General features: G+C 61.8%; 18 protein-coding genes and 1 tRNA gene. 9 read left to right on the plus strand and 10 right to left on the minus strand.

Annotated elements, in window-relative coordinates; all coding sequences use genetic code 11:
* Positions 1 to 28: 28 nt before the first annotated feature.
* Positions 29 to 2,293: a chain-length determining protein gene (locus HB777_15660; protein QND65191.1), complete on the minus strand. Its 2,265-nt coding sequence runs from the start codon at positions 2,291 to 2,293 to the stop codon at positions 29 to 31.
* Between the two features lie 259 nt (positions 2,294 to 2,552).
* Between HB777_15660 and HB777_15665 the strand changes: the two genes are divergently transcribed.
* The 4 genes from HB777_15665 (at position 2,553) to HB777_15680 (ending at position 7,264) form a co-directional block, all read left to right on the plus strand.
* Positions 2,553 to 3,116: a polysaccharide export protein gene (locus tag HB777_15665; GenBank protein QND65192.1), complete on the plus strand. Its 564-nt coding sequence runs from the start codon at positions 2,553 to 2,555 to the stop codon at positions 3,114 to 3,116.
* A 10-nt stretch (positions 3,117 to 3,126) separates the two neighbouring features.
* The gene (locus tag HB777_15670) at positions 3,127 to 4,257 is read left to right on the plus strand and encodes a glycosyltransferase family 4 protein (GenBank protein ID QND65193.1); all 1,131 of its coding nucleotides are present in this window, start codon (positions 3,127 to 3,129) and stop codon (positions 4,255 to 4,257) included.
* A gap of 197 nt (positions 4,258 to 4,454) precedes the next feature.
* Positions 4,455 to 5,990 carry an undecaprenyl-phosphate glucose phosphotransferase gene (locus HB777_15675; GenBank protein ID QND65194.1) on the plus strand — a complete coding sequence of 512 codons (1,536 nt, stop codon included), beginning with the start codon at positions 4,455 to 4,457 and terminating at the stop codon, positions 5,988 to 5,990.
* Positions 5,987 to 7,264, plus strand: a complete 1,278-nt coding sequence (locus HB777_15680) for an O-antigen ligase family protein (GenBank protein QND65195.1) — start codon at positions 5,987 to 5,989, stop codon at positions 7,262 to 7,264. The genes HB777_15675 and HB777_15680 overlap by 4 nt, the downstream gene beginning before the upstream one ends.
* Before the next feature lie 38 nt (positions 7,265 to 7,302).
* On the opposite strand, the gene HB777_15685 is transcribed toward HB777_15680, so the two are convergent.
* Positions 7,303 to 8,022 carry a carbonic anhydrase gene (locus HB777_15685; GenBank protein ID QND65196.1) on the minus strand — a complete coding sequence of 240 codons (720 nt, stop codon included), beginning with the start codon at positions 8,020 to 8,022 and terminating at the stop codon, positions 7,303 to 7,305.
* Positions 8,023 to 8,294: 272 nt separating this feature from the next.
* On the opposite strand from HB777_15685, the gene HB777_15690 reads away from it, so the two are divergent.
* The 3 genes from HB777_15690 (at position 8,295) to HB777_15700 (ending at position 9,567) form a co-directional block, all read left to right on the plus strand.
* Positions 8,295 to 8,371, plus strand: a tRNA-Pro gene (locus HB777_15690).
* 170 nt (positions 8,372 to 8,541) lie between these two features.
* Positions 8,542 to 9,186 carry a DUF433 domain-containing protein gene (locus HB777_15695; protein ID QND65197.1) on the plus strand — a complete coding sequence of 215 codons (645 nt, stop codon included), beginning with the start codon at positions 8,542 to 8,544 and terminating at the stop codon, positions 9,184 to 9,186.
* Between the two features lie 30 nt (positions 9,187 to 9,216).
* On the plus strand, positions 9,217 to 9,567 hold the full coding sequence (locus HB777_15700) for a DUF5615 family PIN-like protein (GenBank protein QND65198.1): 351 nt from the start codon (positions 9,217 to 9,219) through the stop codon (positions 9,565 to 9,567).
* 124 nt (positions 9,568 to 9,691) lie between these two features.
* Here HB777_15700 and HB777_15705 read toward each other — a convergent pair whose 3' ends face one another.
* The 5 genes from HB777_15705 to HB777_15725 all read right to left on the minus strand — a co-directional run bounded on the left by HB777_15705 (position 9,692) and on the right by HB777_15725 (position 13,208).
* On the minus strand, positions 9,692 to 10,153 hold the full coding sequence (locus HB777_15705; protein ID QND65199.1) for a YbaK/EbsC family protein: 462 nt from the start codon (positions 10,151 to 10,153) through the stop codon (positions 9,692 to 9,694).
* A 188-nt stretch (positions 10,154 to 10,341) separates the two neighbouring features.
* On the minus strand, positions 10,342 to 10,626 hold the full coding sequence (locus HB777_15710) for a helix-turn-helix transcriptional regulator (protein QND65200.1): 285 nt from the start codon (positions 10,624 to 10,626) through the stop codon (positions 10,342 to 10,344).
* A gap of 137 nt (positions 10,627 to 10,763) precedes the next feature.
* The gene (locus tag HB777_15715) at positions 10,764 to 12,404 is read right to left on the minus strand and encodes an IS66 family transposase (protein QND65201.1); all 1,641 of its coding nucleotides are present in this window, start codon (positions 12,402 to 12,404) and stop codon (positions 10,764 to 10,766) included.
* A gap of 76 nt (positions 12,405 to 12,480) precedes the next feature.
* Positions 12,481 to 12,825 carry an IS66 family insertion sequence element accessory protein TnpB gene (tnpB, locus tag HB777_15720; GenBank protein ID QND65202.1) on the minus strand — a complete coding sequence of 115 codons (345 nt, stop codon included), beginning with the start codon at positions 12,823 to 12,825 and terminating at the stop codon, positions 12,481 to 12,483.
* Positions 12,822 to 13,208, minus strand: coding sequence for a transposase (locus HB777_15725; protein ID QND65203.1), 387 nt, complete (start codon positions 13,206 to 13,208; stop codon positions 12,822 to 12,824). The genes tnpB and HB777_15725 overlap by 4 nt, the downstream gene beginning before the upstream one ends.
* Before the next feature lie 225 nt (positions 13,209 to 13,433).
* Here HB777_15725 and HB777_15730 point away from each other — a divergent pair, with 225 nt between their 5' ends.
* Positions 13,434 to 14,048, plus strand: coding sequence for a hypothetical protein (locus HB777_15730; protein ID QND65204.1), 615 nt, complete (start codon positions 13,434 to 13,436; stop codon positions 14,046 to 14,048).
* Positions 14,049 to 14,249: 201 nt separating this feature from the next.
* Positions 14,250 to 14,435: a hypothetical protein gene (locus tag HB777_15735; protein QND62436.1), complete on the plus strand. Its 186-nt coding sequence runs from the start codon at positions 14,250 to 14,252 to the stop codon at positions 14,433 to 14,435.
* Positions 14,436 to 14,672: 237 nt separating this feature from the next.
* Here the strand turns inward: HB777_15735 and HB777_15740 are convergent, their stop codons facing one another.
* From HB777_15740 to HB777_15750, 3 genes are all read right to left on the minus strand, one after another.
* Positions 14,673 to 14,975, minus strand: a complete 303-nt coding sequence (locus HB777_15740; GenBank protein QND65205.1) for a hypothetical protein — start codon at positions 14,973 to 14,975, stop codon at positions 14,673 to 14,675.
* Positions 14,976 to 15,148: 173 nt separating this feature from the next.
* On the minus strand, positions 15,149 to 15,688 hold the full coding sequence (locus HB777_15745) for a MerR family transcriptional regulator (protein ID QND65206.1): 540 nt from the start codon (positions 15,686 to 15,688) through the stop codon (positions 15,149 to 15,151).
* Between the two features lie 126 nt (positions 15,689 to 15,814).
* Entirely contained in the window at positions 15,815 to 16,138 is a 324-nt protein-coding gene (locus tag HB777_15750; protein QND65207.1) for an integration host factor subunit alpha, read from the minus strand.
* Between the last annotated feature and the right edge of the window lie 75 nt (positions 16,139 to 16,213).

Below are 16,213 nucleotides of genomic sequence, written 5' to 3' on the forward strand. Positions count from 1 at the left end.
GGCCTCCACCAAGCGATCCGCGGCCCTCTCAGGCGGCGGCAGTGCGCCGTCCCGGCACCGGATTGCTGGGCGGTTCGTGGCCGAGCGGCGTCACCAGCGTCAGGTCGGGATAGCCGTTCTCGATCAGCCTGACCGCGGCCTGCGTCACCTCGTCGTCCGGCTCCAGCATGGAGAGAAAGACCTCGGTGGCATCGCCGGCCAGACGGCTGATGCCTTGCGCGTCGGCCGGCCCGCACTCGACCACGACCAGATCATAGGCTGTGGTCAGCGACTGCATGATGATCGGCAGCCGGTCGGCGGCGCGCATGGCGCGGACCGGATCGGCGGTGCCGACCGGAATGACGTGACAGTCCGAATAGAGATCGGCGTGGATGACGTCGCTGAACTGCGCTTCCGAAGCGAGCAAATTGGTGATGCCGGGGAAAAGCCCGCTGTCCAGCATCGGCCGTGAGGCCGCCCCCGAAGCGGTGAGGTCCAGCAACAGCACGCGCAAGCCGGCGTCCGCGACCTCGCGTGCCACCAGGACCGCGGATGCGGCTGCCTCGTCGCCCTCCGGCGAGACGAATATGGCGCGCGCCGCACCGCTGGCGATCAGCTTTTCGGCAGCCTTCTCGACGTCGATCTCGCCCAGGGTGGAACGCACAGGTTCGGGCTCGGCAGCCGTCTGTTCGGCCGTTGCCTCTGGCATCGCGACCATATCAGGCGCCTCGGCCCGATAGGGCATGTAGGGCTCGGCCTCCGCTTCAGCCAGACGGTCCCCCATTTCCTGGCGAACGACGGAATCCTGAAGGATGGCAGGTTCCTGGCGGACAACCGGCATTGCGACCCCACCGGGCGCCTGCGCCACCTGGGGCATCGCGACCTCATCGATCCGTTCGAAGCGGGAACCGGTCGCCGGGCGCATCGCGCGGCCTGAAAACAGCTCCCGCAGCAGCGTCACGATGGCCATGATCAGCAGCGATGCGGCGAAAGCGGCGCCGACGATCGGCCCGACCTTCGGGAAATAGGCCTCCGAGGGAACCGACGCCTTTGAAGCGATCCGGGCGTCGACCGGCAGATAGTTGCGATCCTGGCGCGAAGCCGCTTCGCGGTAGTTGGTCAGGTACAGTTCGAGTTGCTGCCGTTTGGCGGTCGCGTCGCGCTGCAGCGCGTCGAGATCGACCTGCTGTTCACCGGCCTGCGCCGAAGCCGCCTTCAACGTGTTGACGTCGGCGACAAGCTGATTCTCGCGGGCCTTTGCCGTCTCGGCCTGCATCAACAGGCCTTTCATGATCTTCTGGGCCTCGCTGCGGATCTGCGCGTCGAGATCGGCCAGTTGCGATTTCAGCGCCCTAATACGCGGATGATTGCCAAGCAGCGTCGTCGACAGGTCGGCGATGTTGGAGCGCAATTCGACCTGCCGCTCGCGCAAGCGCTGGATCAGGTCCGATGACAGAACCTCCGGCACGGCATCCAGCGAACCGCCATTCTGCAGCGCCCTGCGCACACCGTCAGCTGTCGCTTCGGCCGCGGCGCGATTGGCGCGCACTTTCGACAGTTCGCTCGACAGTTCCGAAAGCTGCTGGGTGGCCAGCACCGAATTGTTGCCACCCATCAGAAGGTCGGACTGTGAGCGGTAGGCGGCGACTTTCGCCTCGGCGGCTTTGACCTGCTGTTGCAGATCGGCAATCTCGGGCGCCAGAAAGTCGGCGGCGGCGTTGTTCGATTCCAGCTTGGCCGCCCCCTGCCCGGCTATATAGGCGGCGGCAATGGCGTCCGGTATGGCGGCCGCCAGCTTGGGATCTTCCGATGAGAACTCGATGGCAATGATGCGGGTCTTCTCGACGCCATAGACGTTGAGCTTCTCGTGCATTTTCTTGAGGACGCGCTCTTCCGTCGGAATTTCCATCGGGTCGCTTTTCAAGCCGACGAGAACCAGAGCGCGGCTCAACGGCGACATATCGAGCGCTTCGTCGAACTCGGGCAGTTTTTCCAGACCAAGCTTTTGCGCGACCTGCTTGAGGATCTCGTTGGAGGAGATTATCTGGACCTGGGTGGCGACGCCTTGTTCGTCGAGGATTGGCTTGTCGGTGTCGTTGTTGTTGCTGGCCGGCCGCGTATAGACGGATTCACGCGGGGCGATCTCAACCTGCGTCTCGGCTTTGTAGTGCCGGGTTGCCAGCGAGGCGAAGGCGAACGCCAGCCCCGTCACCACGAGGACGACGACGACTATACGCAGCCAGTTCCTCGCCAGGCTGGCGAAGAGCTGCCTGAGATCGACGTCGACATCTGCGGCCGCGGACTGAACGGACATGCATCCCTACTCCGATACTGGGTCAGCACGCACCGTAAACAACTATGGTAACTCAGCCGTTAAGATCGCGGTAAGCTTCCGTTAGGGTTTACTGGCGGGCGACAAACAAAACCGCCAAAAAATCGTAAAACTCTTGCCGATGCACCGCGTGTCAGCCGCTCCCTTTACCGGCCATTAACCCTAACAGGATGATAACGGACCTCGATCCCTGATGTTTGCTGCGACGCTGCAGCGGCCAGTCGAAGGTACCTGTCCGGTCATGAAAAGCACTGCTTCCCTGTTTCGCGCTCTGCTTGCCGTATCGATGCTTGCCGGCTGTTCCAGTTACCGGCCGACGCCGGCGGCCTTCCATGAGGTGCTCGATCAGCCCTATCGTCTTGGCGCCGGCGACCGCGTCCGCGTCACCGTGTTCGAGCAGGACGGGTTGACCAACACCTATAGTGTCGACCAATCCGGCTACCTCTCCTTCCCGCTTGTCGGCGCCATACCGGCGCGCGGCCACACCGCGCAGCAGATGGAAAAGGCAATCGCCGACAAATTGCGGCAAGGCTACCTGCGCGATCCCGACGTCTCGGTCGAGATCGACCGCTACCGGCCGATCTTCGTCATGGGCGAAGTCGGAGCCGCCGGCCAATACTCTTACGTCCCCGGCCTGACGGTGCAGAAGGCAATCGCCATTGCCGGCGGTTTCTCGCCGCGCGCCAATCAGGAAAGCGTCGACATCACCCGCGACATCAACGGCAAGGTGATGACCGGCCGCGTGGTCACCTCCGACCCGCTGCTGCCGGGCGATACCGTCTACGTCCGCGAACGTCTGTTCTGACAGATACCAAGTGGCGGACACACTCAGGATCGTCCATTGCTTTCGTTCACCCGTCGGAGGAATCTTCCGGCATGTGCGCGATCTGACCGAGGCGCAGGTCGCCGCCGGGCATTCCGTCGGTATCGTCTGCGATTCGACGACGGGTGGCGCGTTCGAGGAACGCCTGTTCGAGCAGATGAAGGATATGCTGGCGCTCGGCATCCGTCGCACGCCGATGCAGCGTCATGTCGGTCCCGGCGACCTTGCCTCGGCTTGGCGCACCTACAGGATCATCAAGGAATTGCGGCCGGATGTATTGCACGGGCACGGCGCCAAGGGTGGCGCCTATGCCCGTCTGTTCGGCTCATTGTTGCGGGTATCAAGGTCTCGCGTAGCCCGCCTCTATTCACCGCATGGTGGCTCTCTCCACTATGACGAGAACACGACCACCGGAAAGCTGTTCTTCGCGCTCGAGCGCTTCATGGCCCGCTTCACCGACTATCTGCTGTTTGTCTCCGACTATGAACGGCAAACCTATCGCAGGAAGGTCGGCGAGCCGCCCATTCCCAACACTCTGGTCTATAACGGCCTGCGCGCCACCGAATTCGAGCCGGCGATCACCGAGCCCGACGCGGCCGATCTGCTCTATATCGGCATGATGCGCGACCTGAAGGGACCGGACATCTTCATCGATGCACTCGCCCTCGCCGGCTCCCAGTTCGCTCGCGCGCTGACCGCGGTCATGGTCGGCGACGGCGACGACCTGCCGCGCTACCACGCGCAAGTGAAGCGCCTCGGGATTGAGCGCCATGTCCGCTTCCTGCCGCCGATGCCGGCCAGGGAGGCGTTTGCGCTGGCGGCGCTCGTCATCGTTCCCTCGCGCGCCGAAGCCATGCCCTATATCGTGCTGGAAACGCTTGCCGCGGGAAAGCCGATGATTGCCACCGCGGTCGGCGGCATTCCAGAGATCTTCGGCACCGGTTCCCCTGCCCTGATCCGGCCCGACCCGGTCGAGCTTGCCGACAAGATGAGCCAGGCGCTGGCCGACCCCGCCGCCTATCGCGAACTGATGCCCGACGGTGCCGACCTCAAGGCGCGCTTCGGCGCCGATGTGATGGCCGCCGACATCGAGAAGGCCTACTTCGCCGCGCTCGGCAAATAGGCGCAAGGCCTAAAGCGCGTCGCGTTTGAACGGACTCAGGCGACGCGCTTTAGGTCTTTGTACTTATGCATGTCGTTCTCCCAAAACCGGGGCCACTTTTGGGCGACATGCAATAGCCTTTTCAAAGCCACGGGTTGTTTCAAGGGTTTCTTAGCTCTCTTTTGCTATTCACCGTAGGGAAGCTTGCGGAAAGCCCCATGAACGAGATCGACCCAGCGCGCCGCTTTTCACCAGAGGCGGTGCGTAAATTCGACGGCCCGGCCGATGGCGACACGCCAAGCGGCATGAACGATGTCGCCCGCCAGGTCGCCTCGCAGTACCGGCGCGATACCATGTCGCCGATCATGGTCAGCGGCGTGCTGCGCATGGTCGAATTCGGGTTGTTGCTGTTGTCCGGCCTCGTCGTCTATTTCCATTTTGTCGGGTTCTTCAACTATCTCGCCTGGCAATATCCGCTGACGATCGCGGCCGCGTCGTTCCTTGCCGTGGTGCTGCTCGACGTCACCGACTGCTACCAGATCGTCGCCTTGATGCGGCCCATCGCCAATTTCAGCCGCATCCTGCTGGCCTGGGCTGGCGCCTTCGCGCTGATGGCGCTGACCGCGTTCGCCATGAAGATGTCGGAAGACTATTCGCGCCTTTTGTTCGGCACCTGGTTCGTCACCGGCTTCGTTCTCATCTTCGGCCTCAGGCTGGTGATGTCGAAGCTGATCCGGGCCTGGGCGCGCGATGGCCGCATGGAGCGGCGCGCCGTCATCGTCGGCGGCGGCAAGGCGGCGGAAATCCTGATCCGCTCGGTCGAAAAACAACCCTACAATGATATCCGCATTTGCGGCATCTTCGACGATCGCGGCGACAAGCGCTCGCCGCCCATCGTCGCCGGCTATCCCAAGCTCGGCACCATTTCGGAACTGATCGAGTTCGCCCGCATCGCCCGCATCGACATGCTGATCGTGTCGCTGCCGCTGACCGCCGAATCGCGCGTGCTGCAGTTGCTGAAGAAGCTGTGGGTGTTGCCGGTCGACATCCGGCTGTCGGCGCATTCCAACGCACTGCAGTTTCGCCCGCGCGCCTATTCCTACATCGGCGCGGTGCCGATGCTCGACATTTTCGACAAGCCGATCAACGACTGGGATTCGGTCGCCAAGCGCGCTTTCGACATCATCTTCAGTCTGATCGGCATCGTCGTGTTCTCACCGGTGATGCTGGCGACCGCCATCGCCATCAAGCTCGACAGCAAGGGGCCGGTGCTGTTCCATCAGAAGCGGCACGGGTTCAACAATGAGATCATCGAAGTCTACAAGTTCCGTTCGATGTATACGGACAAGGCCGATCCGACCGCCAAGCAGACGGTGACCAAGAACGATCCGCGCGTCACCCGCGTCGGCCGCTTCATCCGCAAGACCTCGATCGACGAGCTGCCGCAGTTCTTCAACTCGCTCCTCGGTTCGCTGTCGCTGGTCGGTCCGCGCCCGCATGCCATCGCCGCGCAATCGCACAATTTGCTCTACAACGAAGTGGTCGACGGCTATTTCGCCCGCCACAAGGTCAAGCCCGGCGTCACCGGCTGGGCGCAGATCAATGGCTGGCGCGGCGAGATGGACACCAATGAAAAGATCCGCATGCGCACGGAGTATGACCTCTATTACATCGAGAACTGGTCGCTGCTGTTCGACTTGCGGATCCTGTTCCTGACGCCGCTCCGGCTCTTGAACACGGAAAACGCCTATTGAGCGCCATCAGCCATGATGTGCCGCGCGCGGCGGTCAACGCCAAGCTGATCGCGCTGATTTCCTCGGGCGCGGTCTTCCTCGGCATTCTGCTGTCCGGCTTCGTCATCAGCGAGCCGGCACCCTATGAACTCTACATGGCCGGGCTGATCGCCATCTGGGCGCTTTTCGGCTTGCGGATTTCCCGCGCGGCAACGCCGCTCCTGGTGCTGCTGGTGACGATGAACATTGGCGGCATGATCTCCATGACGCAGATGGCAGACCTCGCCAACACGCCGCTCTATCTCGCCGTATCGCTGTTTCTCGCCTTCAGCGCGGTGTTCTTCGCATCGATCACCGCTGTGCGGCCAAACCTCTACCGACTGATCTTCATTGCCTATGTGGTTTCTGCCGTGGCGACCTCGCTGCTTGGCATTGCAGGCTATTTCCACGCCTTTCCGGGCGCGGAGATGTTCACCAAATACGACCGAGCCGCCGGCGCCTTCCAGGACCCGAACGTGTTCGGACCGTTCCTGGTGCTGCCCGGCATCTATCTGCTCTATCTGCTTTTGACCGGACCGGTGACGCGCATGCCGCTGCTGGCGGTTCCGCTGCTGATCATCGCCGCCGGCATCTTCTTCTCCTTCTCGCGCGGCGCCTGGGGCATGTTCGCGGTCTCGGCGGTCCTGCTCACCGGCTGCCTGTTCCTGCAAAGCGCCAGCGGAAAATTCCGGCTGCGCGTGGTGGTGATGACGATCGCGGCGCTGGCGCTGCTGGTCGTCGCCATGATCGTCATCCTGCAACTGCCGGGCGTGTCGGAGATGTTTTCCAACCGCGCCCATCTCGAGCAGAGCTACGATACCGCCCGCCTCGGCCGCTTCGCCCGCTACGGCATCGGCTTCCAGATGGCGATGGAGCATCCGTTCGGCATCGGCCCGCTGGTCTTCGGCACGATCTTTGGTGAAGACACCCACGACATCTGGCTGAAGATGCTGATGGACTATGGCTGGCTCGGCTTCGTGTCGTTCCTGACCCTCGTCGCCTGGACGATGGCAGCCGGATTCCGCATCCTGCTGCGCGACCGGCCGTGGCAGCCCTATCTCCTGTGCGCCTATGTCGCCTTCATAGGCAATATCGGGCTCGGCACCTTCATCGACATCGACCACTGGCGCCATGTCTACCTGCTGCTCGGCCTGATCTGGGGCGCCATCGCGCTGGAATACAGGCACCAGCGGCTGTTGCGGCCTGCCCCGGTTCAAGCCCAAGGTGAAGGCCGACGCGATTTGAAATTTGGCTGAGCTGGCCGGGTTTCTGGCGCACCGGCCGGGAAATTGTGTCAGTCGATGTAGGTCACCGCACCCGTCTGGAGATCATAGATCGCCGCGACGATCTTCAGCTTCTGCGACCCGACGAGACCAGCCAATACCTTGCTCGACGCTGTCAGACGCCTCGCGGTCCTGCGTGCGCTCTCCCTAGCCGTGTTGTCGACGAAATCGCCCGCTTCGCTCCGCGCCGAGATCGCCGCGGGCAGGATCGGTTCGATCATCGGGCCGATGGCGCCAGGATAGGTCGCGTTCTTCGTGACCACGTCGCACGCCGCCTTGACGGCGCCGCAGCTTGTGTGTGCCAGGACGACGATCAAGGGAGAACCGAGAACCACCGCGCCGTATTCGACAGTGCCAAGTGTCGCGGTGTCGACGAGATTGCCGGCATTGCGGGCGACGAACAGTTCCCCAACGCCATGGCCGCCGAAGATCAGCTCCGGCGGAACGCGACTATCGGCGCAACTGATGATCGTGGCCCATGGTGCCTGGTGCCCGGCGACGGCGTTCCGCTGCGCGGCAAGGTCGATCGAGCAGAGTTCCGGATGGCTGACATAGAGCTCATTGCCGGATTTCAGCGCGGCGAGCGCTGCATCGGGCGACAGTCCCGGCGCAACACTCTCTGCCGCGCGCGCCGACCGCGACGCTCCGGCAAGACCGATCGCAAGGAACCCCGCGCCGAGCTTGAGGAAATCCCTCCGGCCAAACCCTTCACCGTCGCAATTGATGCACACTGTTTGGCTCCCCCGCCCGAGATCCCGAGACTGTTCCAGGTGGACTATATATTCTCTCTCTAATGCACGCGAACATTCATCGACATCGACCACCGGCGCCACGTCTATCTGCTGCTCGGCCTGATCTGGGGCGCCATCGCGCTGGAGTACAGGCACCAGCGGCTGTTGCGGCCTGCCTTGCAGCGCTCATCCGCACCCGCAATCGCAGCGGGATAAAAGTCGCGGAATTCGGTTGACCCGCACTGGGTTATCACGATACATCGCGACCGGTCCGGAGTGTAGCGCAGCCCGGTAGCGCACTTGACTGGGGGTCAAGGGGTCGTCGGTTCGAATCCGGCCACTCCGACCAATTTAGGCAGGACTTTCCCCCAAAGTCCTACTCATCAGCACATACGACGCCAATCGTGCTTATCGCGGTCCAGGTTGCTGCGCCCAAATCGTCAAGAACTGTCCTGTAAAAAGGACTTCTTGTGTTTTTGGCAGGTTGGACGAAGATTACATCGCTTTAGGAGTCGGGCAATGGACGACAACAACGTCATCGGCGCGTTCAGCGAGGAAGACGCCGCTCGACTCACCGGCCTGTCAGTTGGGCAACTCCAACTTTGGGACCGCTCAGCTTTCTTAAAACCCAGCTATGCTCCCGATAATAGGCACCTTCCCTACAGCCGGGTATATTCGTTTCGGGATATCGTATCGTTGCGGGTCCTGGGACAGCTCCGCAATACCTACAACGTTCCCATGCAGCACTTGCGGAAAGTGTCTCACACGCTGGCTCACCTCGGTGATGCCAAGTGGACTGCCACCACTTTGTATGTTCTGGGAAGACGAGTTGTCTTCACCGATCCGCGGACAAACGAGCGCAAGGAAGTGGTCAGTGGCCAGCGTGTCTTTGATATCCCCTTGAGGATCGCAATCTCCGATACTCGGAAGGCCATTCAAGACCTCAATGTTCGTGGCGCCAAAGAGACGGGAAACATCGTACGGGCGAAGTTCGTTATGCAGAACGAGCCTGTATTCGATAGAACCCGAATTCCTGTTGCGGCGGTACAGAGATATTTGGCGGCGGGCTATTCTGCTGATGCCATTATCAAGGAATTTCCGTTGCTAACGGTAGAGGACATCATTGCAGCTCAGAAATTCACCACTCCGGCCAGCGCAGCCTAGCAGATGCCAAAGCGGCCGGTATTCGCATTTATGACCGATGTGAATGTGCCGGATTCAGTAGGGGATTTTTTATCAAGCAAGGGGCACGATGTTGCGAGGGTCCGCGATTTTATGGCCACGGACTCCCCAGATCCTGTCGTTGCTCAAGCTGCGATGGAGGCCAGACGCATCCTAGTCAGCTGGGATAAGGATTTTAATCATCAGCGGTTCTTGGCGCCTCGCTATGAGAGCCTCAGCCGCGTCGGGTTTTCATGCCCGGAACCAGAAGGCGTCACACGTTTGAAGGAAGTGCTCGATCTGTTTGAATTTGCAATCAAGCGGGCGAGAGGCAAACCAGTCACTATTCGGATCGCACGTGACAAACTGCAGGTGAAATGCTGAAGAAGATAGCCTGTGTAGGTCCGGTGACGCGCTCAGGGACTGCCGACTCACGACGGCTACACTCCAGCGCCGTTGCCCCCTTGGCGCGCCTAGCCAGGGGAACAATACCGATTGAGATTCGACCTTACCCCTGGCACACATCCACCCACTCAGCGCCGGTAAGCTCAACCACCCTCTGTGGCGCAATCCGCATCGCAGCATTGGTGGCGCCGGCCGCAGGCACCACCTCTTCGAATTCACGCAGCGATACGTCGCAATAGACCGGCAGCGGCGCCGGCAGGCCGAACGGGCAGACACCGCCGACCGGGTGGCTGGTCGCTTCGACAACCTCCGCGGCGTCGAGCATGCGCGGCTTGCCGCCGAACTGGTCCTTGAACTTGCGGTTGTCCAGCCTGGCGATGCCGCTGGTCACCACCAGCATGGTGCGGTCGCCGACGCGCAGGCAGATCGTCTTGGCGATCTGCGCCGGCAGCACGCCATGCGCCTCAGCCGCCAAGGCCACGGTCGCCGAGCTCGCCTGCGTGACGATGACGTCGATGTCGGGTGCGTGGGCGGCGAAGAAGGCACGAACGGAGTCCAGGCTCATATCGAAAAACCCATGGTTCAAAAACTTGATGGATGGCGGATTACGGTCCGGCAGCCAGGGGCCGCAGCACGCATAAGCACGTGCGATAGACAGATCGGCAAGCCCCAGGCTGAAGCAGAACGCTGCGGCAGGCACAAAGAAACCCGCCAAGGGGCCTTGGCGGGTTCTCTGGAATGCCTGGTGCTGATCTATGCCAGGGATCGACCTTGCGCCGCCGGCGTCGGCGCCGCCGGGGTGATCAGGGCCTCCTGGGGAAGTCGAAGCGCGGACACAATACGACGCAGCTTCGACGGATCCGTCACTCTGCCGTTCTCGATATCCTCAATCTCGTCGACCGCCAGACCGCATGTCAGGGAGAGCTTCTCCACGCTGTAGCCGCGGGTCTCCCGCATCGCTCTGAGGGTGCTGTAATCAGGCCCGCTCCCGTTGGTTGCCGGTTCGGAGAGGGTTTCGCTTTTCGCATTATGGGGCATTGGCAACTCCATGACTGAAAGAGTTTGATCAAATGAGGAGTGTTGCCTGAGACGACCGGGAAGATGCCTGCTCGACAGCGATTTGCCAAGAGCCAAACGGACCGTCACGGGATCGTGAACCGCGGGATCGTAAGCGGTCAGCCGATAACGTCAGGCCTAAAGTTCCAAGGCATGAGCATTTCGATTTCGGATGCCGGCCAGCCTTGAGCGATGCGGGTCAAGGTCTGCGAGAGCCAGTCGAGCGGATCGACGCTGTTCATTTTGCAGGTTTGCAGCAAGGTGGCTACCGTCGCCCAGGTTCGTCCACCGCCGTGGCTGCCGGCGAATAGACTATTCTTTCGCGTGATCGTCTGGGGCCTGATTGCACGCTCGACGATATTGGAGTCGATTTCGATGCGACCGTCCATCAGAAAGCGTTCCAGCGCCTCCCGCCGGGTGAGCGCGTAGCGGATCGCCTCGGCGGTCTTGGATTTTCCGGAGACCTTGCCCAGTTCCGCTTCCCATAGATCGAAGAGGCTCGCGACAATGGCCACGGACTTTTCCTGACGCAGCGCGGCGCGGCTTCCGGCATCCTTGCCGCGAACCTCGTCCTCGACCTTCCACAATTCGGTCATGGCGATGATCGAATCCGTCGCGGCCTGCGAGACCCCGCTGATGTGCAGGTCGTAGAATTTGCGCCGCAGGTGAGCCCAGCACCCGGCGAGCCGGATTGTTTCATTGCTGCCGGCTTTGGCCCGTGCCTTGACCAGGTTGGTATAGGCCGAGTAGCCATCCACTTGCAGGATACCGCTGAATCCGGCGAGGTGGCGCGCCACGCAATCCGCACCTCTGCTGTCTTCAAAACGATAGGCAACCATTGGCGGACTGGTTCCGCCATAGGGTCGGTCATCCCGTGCGTAGGCCCACAACCAGGCTTTCGTGGTTTTCCCGGAACCAGGGGCAAGGGTGGGCAAGGTCGTCTCGTCGGCGAAGACCCTTTCGCCCTCCTTGATGCGCTCCAGTATGTAATCAGCAAGCATCTGCAGCTCGAAGCCCAGATGCCCCATCCATTGCGCCATCAACGACCGGCTGATCTCGACGCCGTCGCGCAGATAGATCGCCTCCTGCCGATAAAGCGGGAGGCCGTCGGCGTATTTGGAGACGGCGATATAGGCGAGCAGCCGCTCCGTCGGCAGGCCGCTTTCGATGATGTGCGCCGGCGCCAGAGCCTGGACCACGCCGTCACGGCCCCGGAAGGCGTATTTGGGACGGCGCGTGACGATGACCTGGAACTTCGGCGGCACGACGTCCAGCCGCTCGGATCGATCCTCGCCGATCAGAACCTTTTCAAGCCCCTCGCAGTCGGCCGGGATTTCCGGCTCGACGACCTCCTCGATGCGTTCGAGGTGGGCAGCAAAGCCCTTGCGCGGACGCGGGGCGCGCTTCGGCTTGTTCCCGACCGCGCGGTCGAGTTCGCTCCGGATTTCCGAAAGGCCGGTCTCGACCTCTTCGAAGGCAAAGGAGGCCTGCTCGTCGTCGATGGCCAGGCGTAGCCGCTCGGAACGCGTGCCATGTTGCGTGCGCTGTAAAACTTTCAGGATTGACGTGAGATTGGCGATCCGCTCGCTGGCGCTTTTCTCGACAGCTTTCAGCCGGGCGACCTCCGCCTCAGATGCTGCGATCCGAGCGTCGGCGACTGCGATCCGGGCCTCGCTTGCAGCCTGCTCGCGAGCCATGGAAAGGATCATCGCCTTCAGCGCATCAACGTCGTCGGGAAGGGCAAGACCCGGTAGAACCATGGCAAGCAACAGAGCACAAAAACAGCCGCTTTCCCAACCGTTCCAGCCGCATGATTCATCTTGCCGCAGGCCGGTTTCAGCCCGTCGATAACGGCCGCCTGACCCTGGCCGGACGAATCTTTTTCCAGTCCAGTCCGGCCAGAAGCGCCATCAACTGGGCGTGGTCGAGACGCATGCGCGCGGCCGATATCCCCGGCCAGCAGAAGCTGTGATCTTCCAGAGTCTTCGAATAAAGACAAACCCCGCTGCCGTCCCACCACACGATGCGAACCCGGTCCGCACGCTTCGAACGGAATACGTGAAGTGCCCCCGAGAATGGGTCCAGGCCGCCATCCCTGACCAGCGCCATCAAAGATGCCGCGCCCTTGCGGAAGTCGACCGGCTGGCACGACACGTAAACCACCACACCGGAAGCGATCATGCCTTACGAACCGCGCGGATGATCCTCGCCAGGCGATCGGGATCGACATCGCCGCCGGCGCGCACCACTGCGTCGCCAATGACGATTTCCACCGTGTCGCTGCCCACCGCTTCAAAGCGCGTGAACTTCGCCGGCTTGCTCGCTCCCTCCGTCAGTGGCGCAACCATGCCCGACGAAAGCGCCTTGCGGCGCCACGCATAGAGCTGCGAGGGGTCCAGCCCCTCGGAACGCGCAACCGCCGAGACATTGCCCCCTGGCGAGAACGCTTCGGCGACAAGCCGTGCCTTCTCTTCGTCCGACCGATGGCGCGGCTTGCGTCGGGACGGCACAGGCTCCGCCGTCAAAATCTCGAATGTTCGATGATGGCTCATACTGTCGCTCATAGGATTCTCCGCATGATTCATGCTGAAAATGAGCGATCAACCGCCTGCACGCTACGTGGGGATGCCTACGCGCTTACGCGGGATCGCGCACACGTCGCGATCAAGTTGTTTTGAAGGCCCGATTGGGCTTTTGCCGGCAGTTTCGCCCCGCTCGTTCGTTATCCCCAGGTCGCTGGCGTCAAAACCATCCGGTCCCAGCCAGCCGTTCCCGGAAGGATTTCTGCAATGAACTTGAAGACAGTCATGGTCGTGCTCGGCACGATCTCCAGCCTTTCTGTTGCCGGTGTGGGCAGCGCTCAAGCGGCGGACGCGCAGCGCGTGCGCGGCACGGTGGTCAGTTTCGAGCCAATGCTGCTCACCGTGAAGACCCGCCAGGGCGATACTTCGGCAATCAAGCTCAATGCCGACTGGAAGATCTCAGGCGTCGCCAACGCATCCGTAAAGGACATCAAGCAGGGCGATTTCCTCGGCATCGCCTCCGTGTCGAAAGCAGATGGCGGCAGCGGTGCCCTGGAGGTGGTGGTTTTCCCTGCCGCGTTGAAAGGCACTGGCGAGGGTGACCGCCCCTGGGACCTGCAGCCAAACAGCCGGATGACCAACGGCACCGTCGCCGACGTCACCGATATAAGCGGGCGAGCGGTCACGCTGACCTATGACAATGGCCAGACCAAGAAGATTTCGATCCCCGACAACACGCCTGTCGTCACCTTCGCGCCGGCCACACCGAGCGACCTCAAGCCGGGCGCTACGGTCTTCGTTACCGCTCAGCGGGACACTGGCGGCATGCTGAGCAGCAGTCGCGTGGTGGTCGGAAACAATGGTGTCGTTCCGCCGATGTAGTCGAACAGGGCGGCCACGTCGCCGCCCTTCGATCTTGCCGCGGAATGGTGGTGGCAGCCCCGGCTTCCCCGGAAACAGTCCGGAAACAAAATTCTACAATCGGGAAATACTGACGAAAAAAATTGGGAGCGTAATCCCATTCGCGGCGGTCGGGCTATCGCCCCGATTCATAGACGCCCGCGAAAGAAAAGGAAACGATCCATGAAGAAGTCCCTCCTCTCGGCCCTCGGGCTTGCAGTTGCACTGGCTTTCACGGTGCCGGTGATCGGCGCGACGAGCGCGGATGCGGCCCCGATGACCAAGCATCATCGCCACCACCATCGTCACCATCACCACCACCCCGTTCACCACCACCACCATCATCACCAGGTGAAGAAGACCTACTAGGCATACCAGACTGCCAACGAGAAGACCGGCCTTGGCTTCCTGTTCGAGGCTGGCCTTCTCTTGGCAATGCGACGCGAGGCTCGACAGGATTCGGGCTCGCCCAGTTCGTCGAATGACCACGTGAGGATTTTGGCGCAAATCCCGATACCGCGAAATCTTTTGCGCGAGGGCAATTCGCGATACCGCAATGGATAACCGGGGCCAGGTATCCCCAGTCCGAAGGACCGGACCTACGCGTCAGCGCCGGCTGAACAGCAGGCTGGCAACAAGCCCGACCACCACAAGGCCGACCGCAGCGGCGGCCGCCGGATGGTCGCGGGCCGACTTCTCGATCACCCTGCCCTGTTTGCGGATTGCCGGCATGGCATCGCGCAGTCGCCCGGCAAGATCGGAATAGGTGTCGAGCGCGGCATCGCGACTGTCCTCGTAGTAGGCGCCACCACGCCTGGCCACGGCCTTCTTCAAGCTGGCCAATTCCTTCGTGAGAGCCGCGACCTGCTTGTCGAGATCGATGTCCGAGAGGGTCGAAAATGATGCCATGATGTGTTTCCTTCACTTGCAGAAGAAAACGTAACGCCCCACCGGAAGGCGGGTTCCGGTTTTCGAAATATCGGCGTCGCTTGGGTCATCTCTTTGTTTTTTACGCAATTCGCAAGGGAAAGCGCTATGCGCTTTTCCCGGGAAAACCGTTTCACACTTTTCCTGGAATTGCTTTAGCGCACCTGGTCAAGCAGGCGCTTGCATTCCAGGAGGTCGAACAGCGCCTCCTGCAGCAAGGCCCGATTGTCGCGCGAGAGTTTCGATGCATCCGGCTGCACCGGACCGTCCTCGTCGCTCTTGCCCAAGCCGAAAAAGCGGCGGCTTGGCTTGACCCGCGGCTGGCCAACCAGTTCGTCGTCCATGCCGCGCGGCTGGGCAGCCGGCGTCAGTGGCACCTGATCGGCCTGCCTGCGCTGCGAGATCGCCTCGACGGCGGCCATGTCGCCATTGCCGATGGCGACCAGGAAATGATTGCCGTTCTCGCGCAACAGCTTCTGCACGCCCTTGATGGTGTAGCCCTGGTCGTAGAGCATGTGGCGGATGCCCTTGATCAGCTCGACATCCTGCGGCCGGTAGTAACGACGGCCACCGCCGCGCTTCATCGGCTTGATCTGGTTGAAACGCGTTTCCCAGAAGCGCAGCACATGCTGCGGCAGGTCGAGATCTTCGGCGACCTCGCTGATGGTACGAAAGGCGTCGGGGCTCTTGTCCATGGGCGAATCCTCACGCTGGACGATGATCCGGCCTATCCTGCCGAATCGGGTCTTATTTCAGCGGTTTATGAAGCAATATTCAAGCCCGGCGTCATGGCGGCGGCGGTTTTCAACCGCGCAGTGGGGCTACTTGCCGCTTTTGGCCTTGCCGCTTTGGTGGGAGCGCAGGATACGGCTCTTCAGCACGTTCGACGACTTGAAGGTCATCACCCGGCGCGGCAGGATCGGCACTTCTTCGCCGGTCTTGGGGTTGCGGCCGATGCGCTCGTTCTTGGAGCGGACGTGGAATGTCGCGAAGGACGACAGCTTCACCGTCTCGCCGCGGACGATCGCTTCACAGATTTCGTCCAGCACCGCTTCGACGAGTTCGGCCGATTCAGTGCGCGACAGGCCGACCTTGCGGTAAACTGCCTCGGCAAGGTCGGCGCGCGTAAGTGTCTTTCCCCCCATGCGTCCGTCCCATCAGCTCAAAACATAAAATTCGGCACAACAAAGGCAGAGCCTAAGTAATTGATCCGGCAAGGT

It is taken from the genome of Mesorhizobium loti (assembly GCA_014189435.1).
Lineage (GTDB): Bacteria > Pseudomonadota > Alphaproteobacteria > Rhizobiales > Rhizobiaceae > Mesorhizobium > Mesorhizobium loti_G.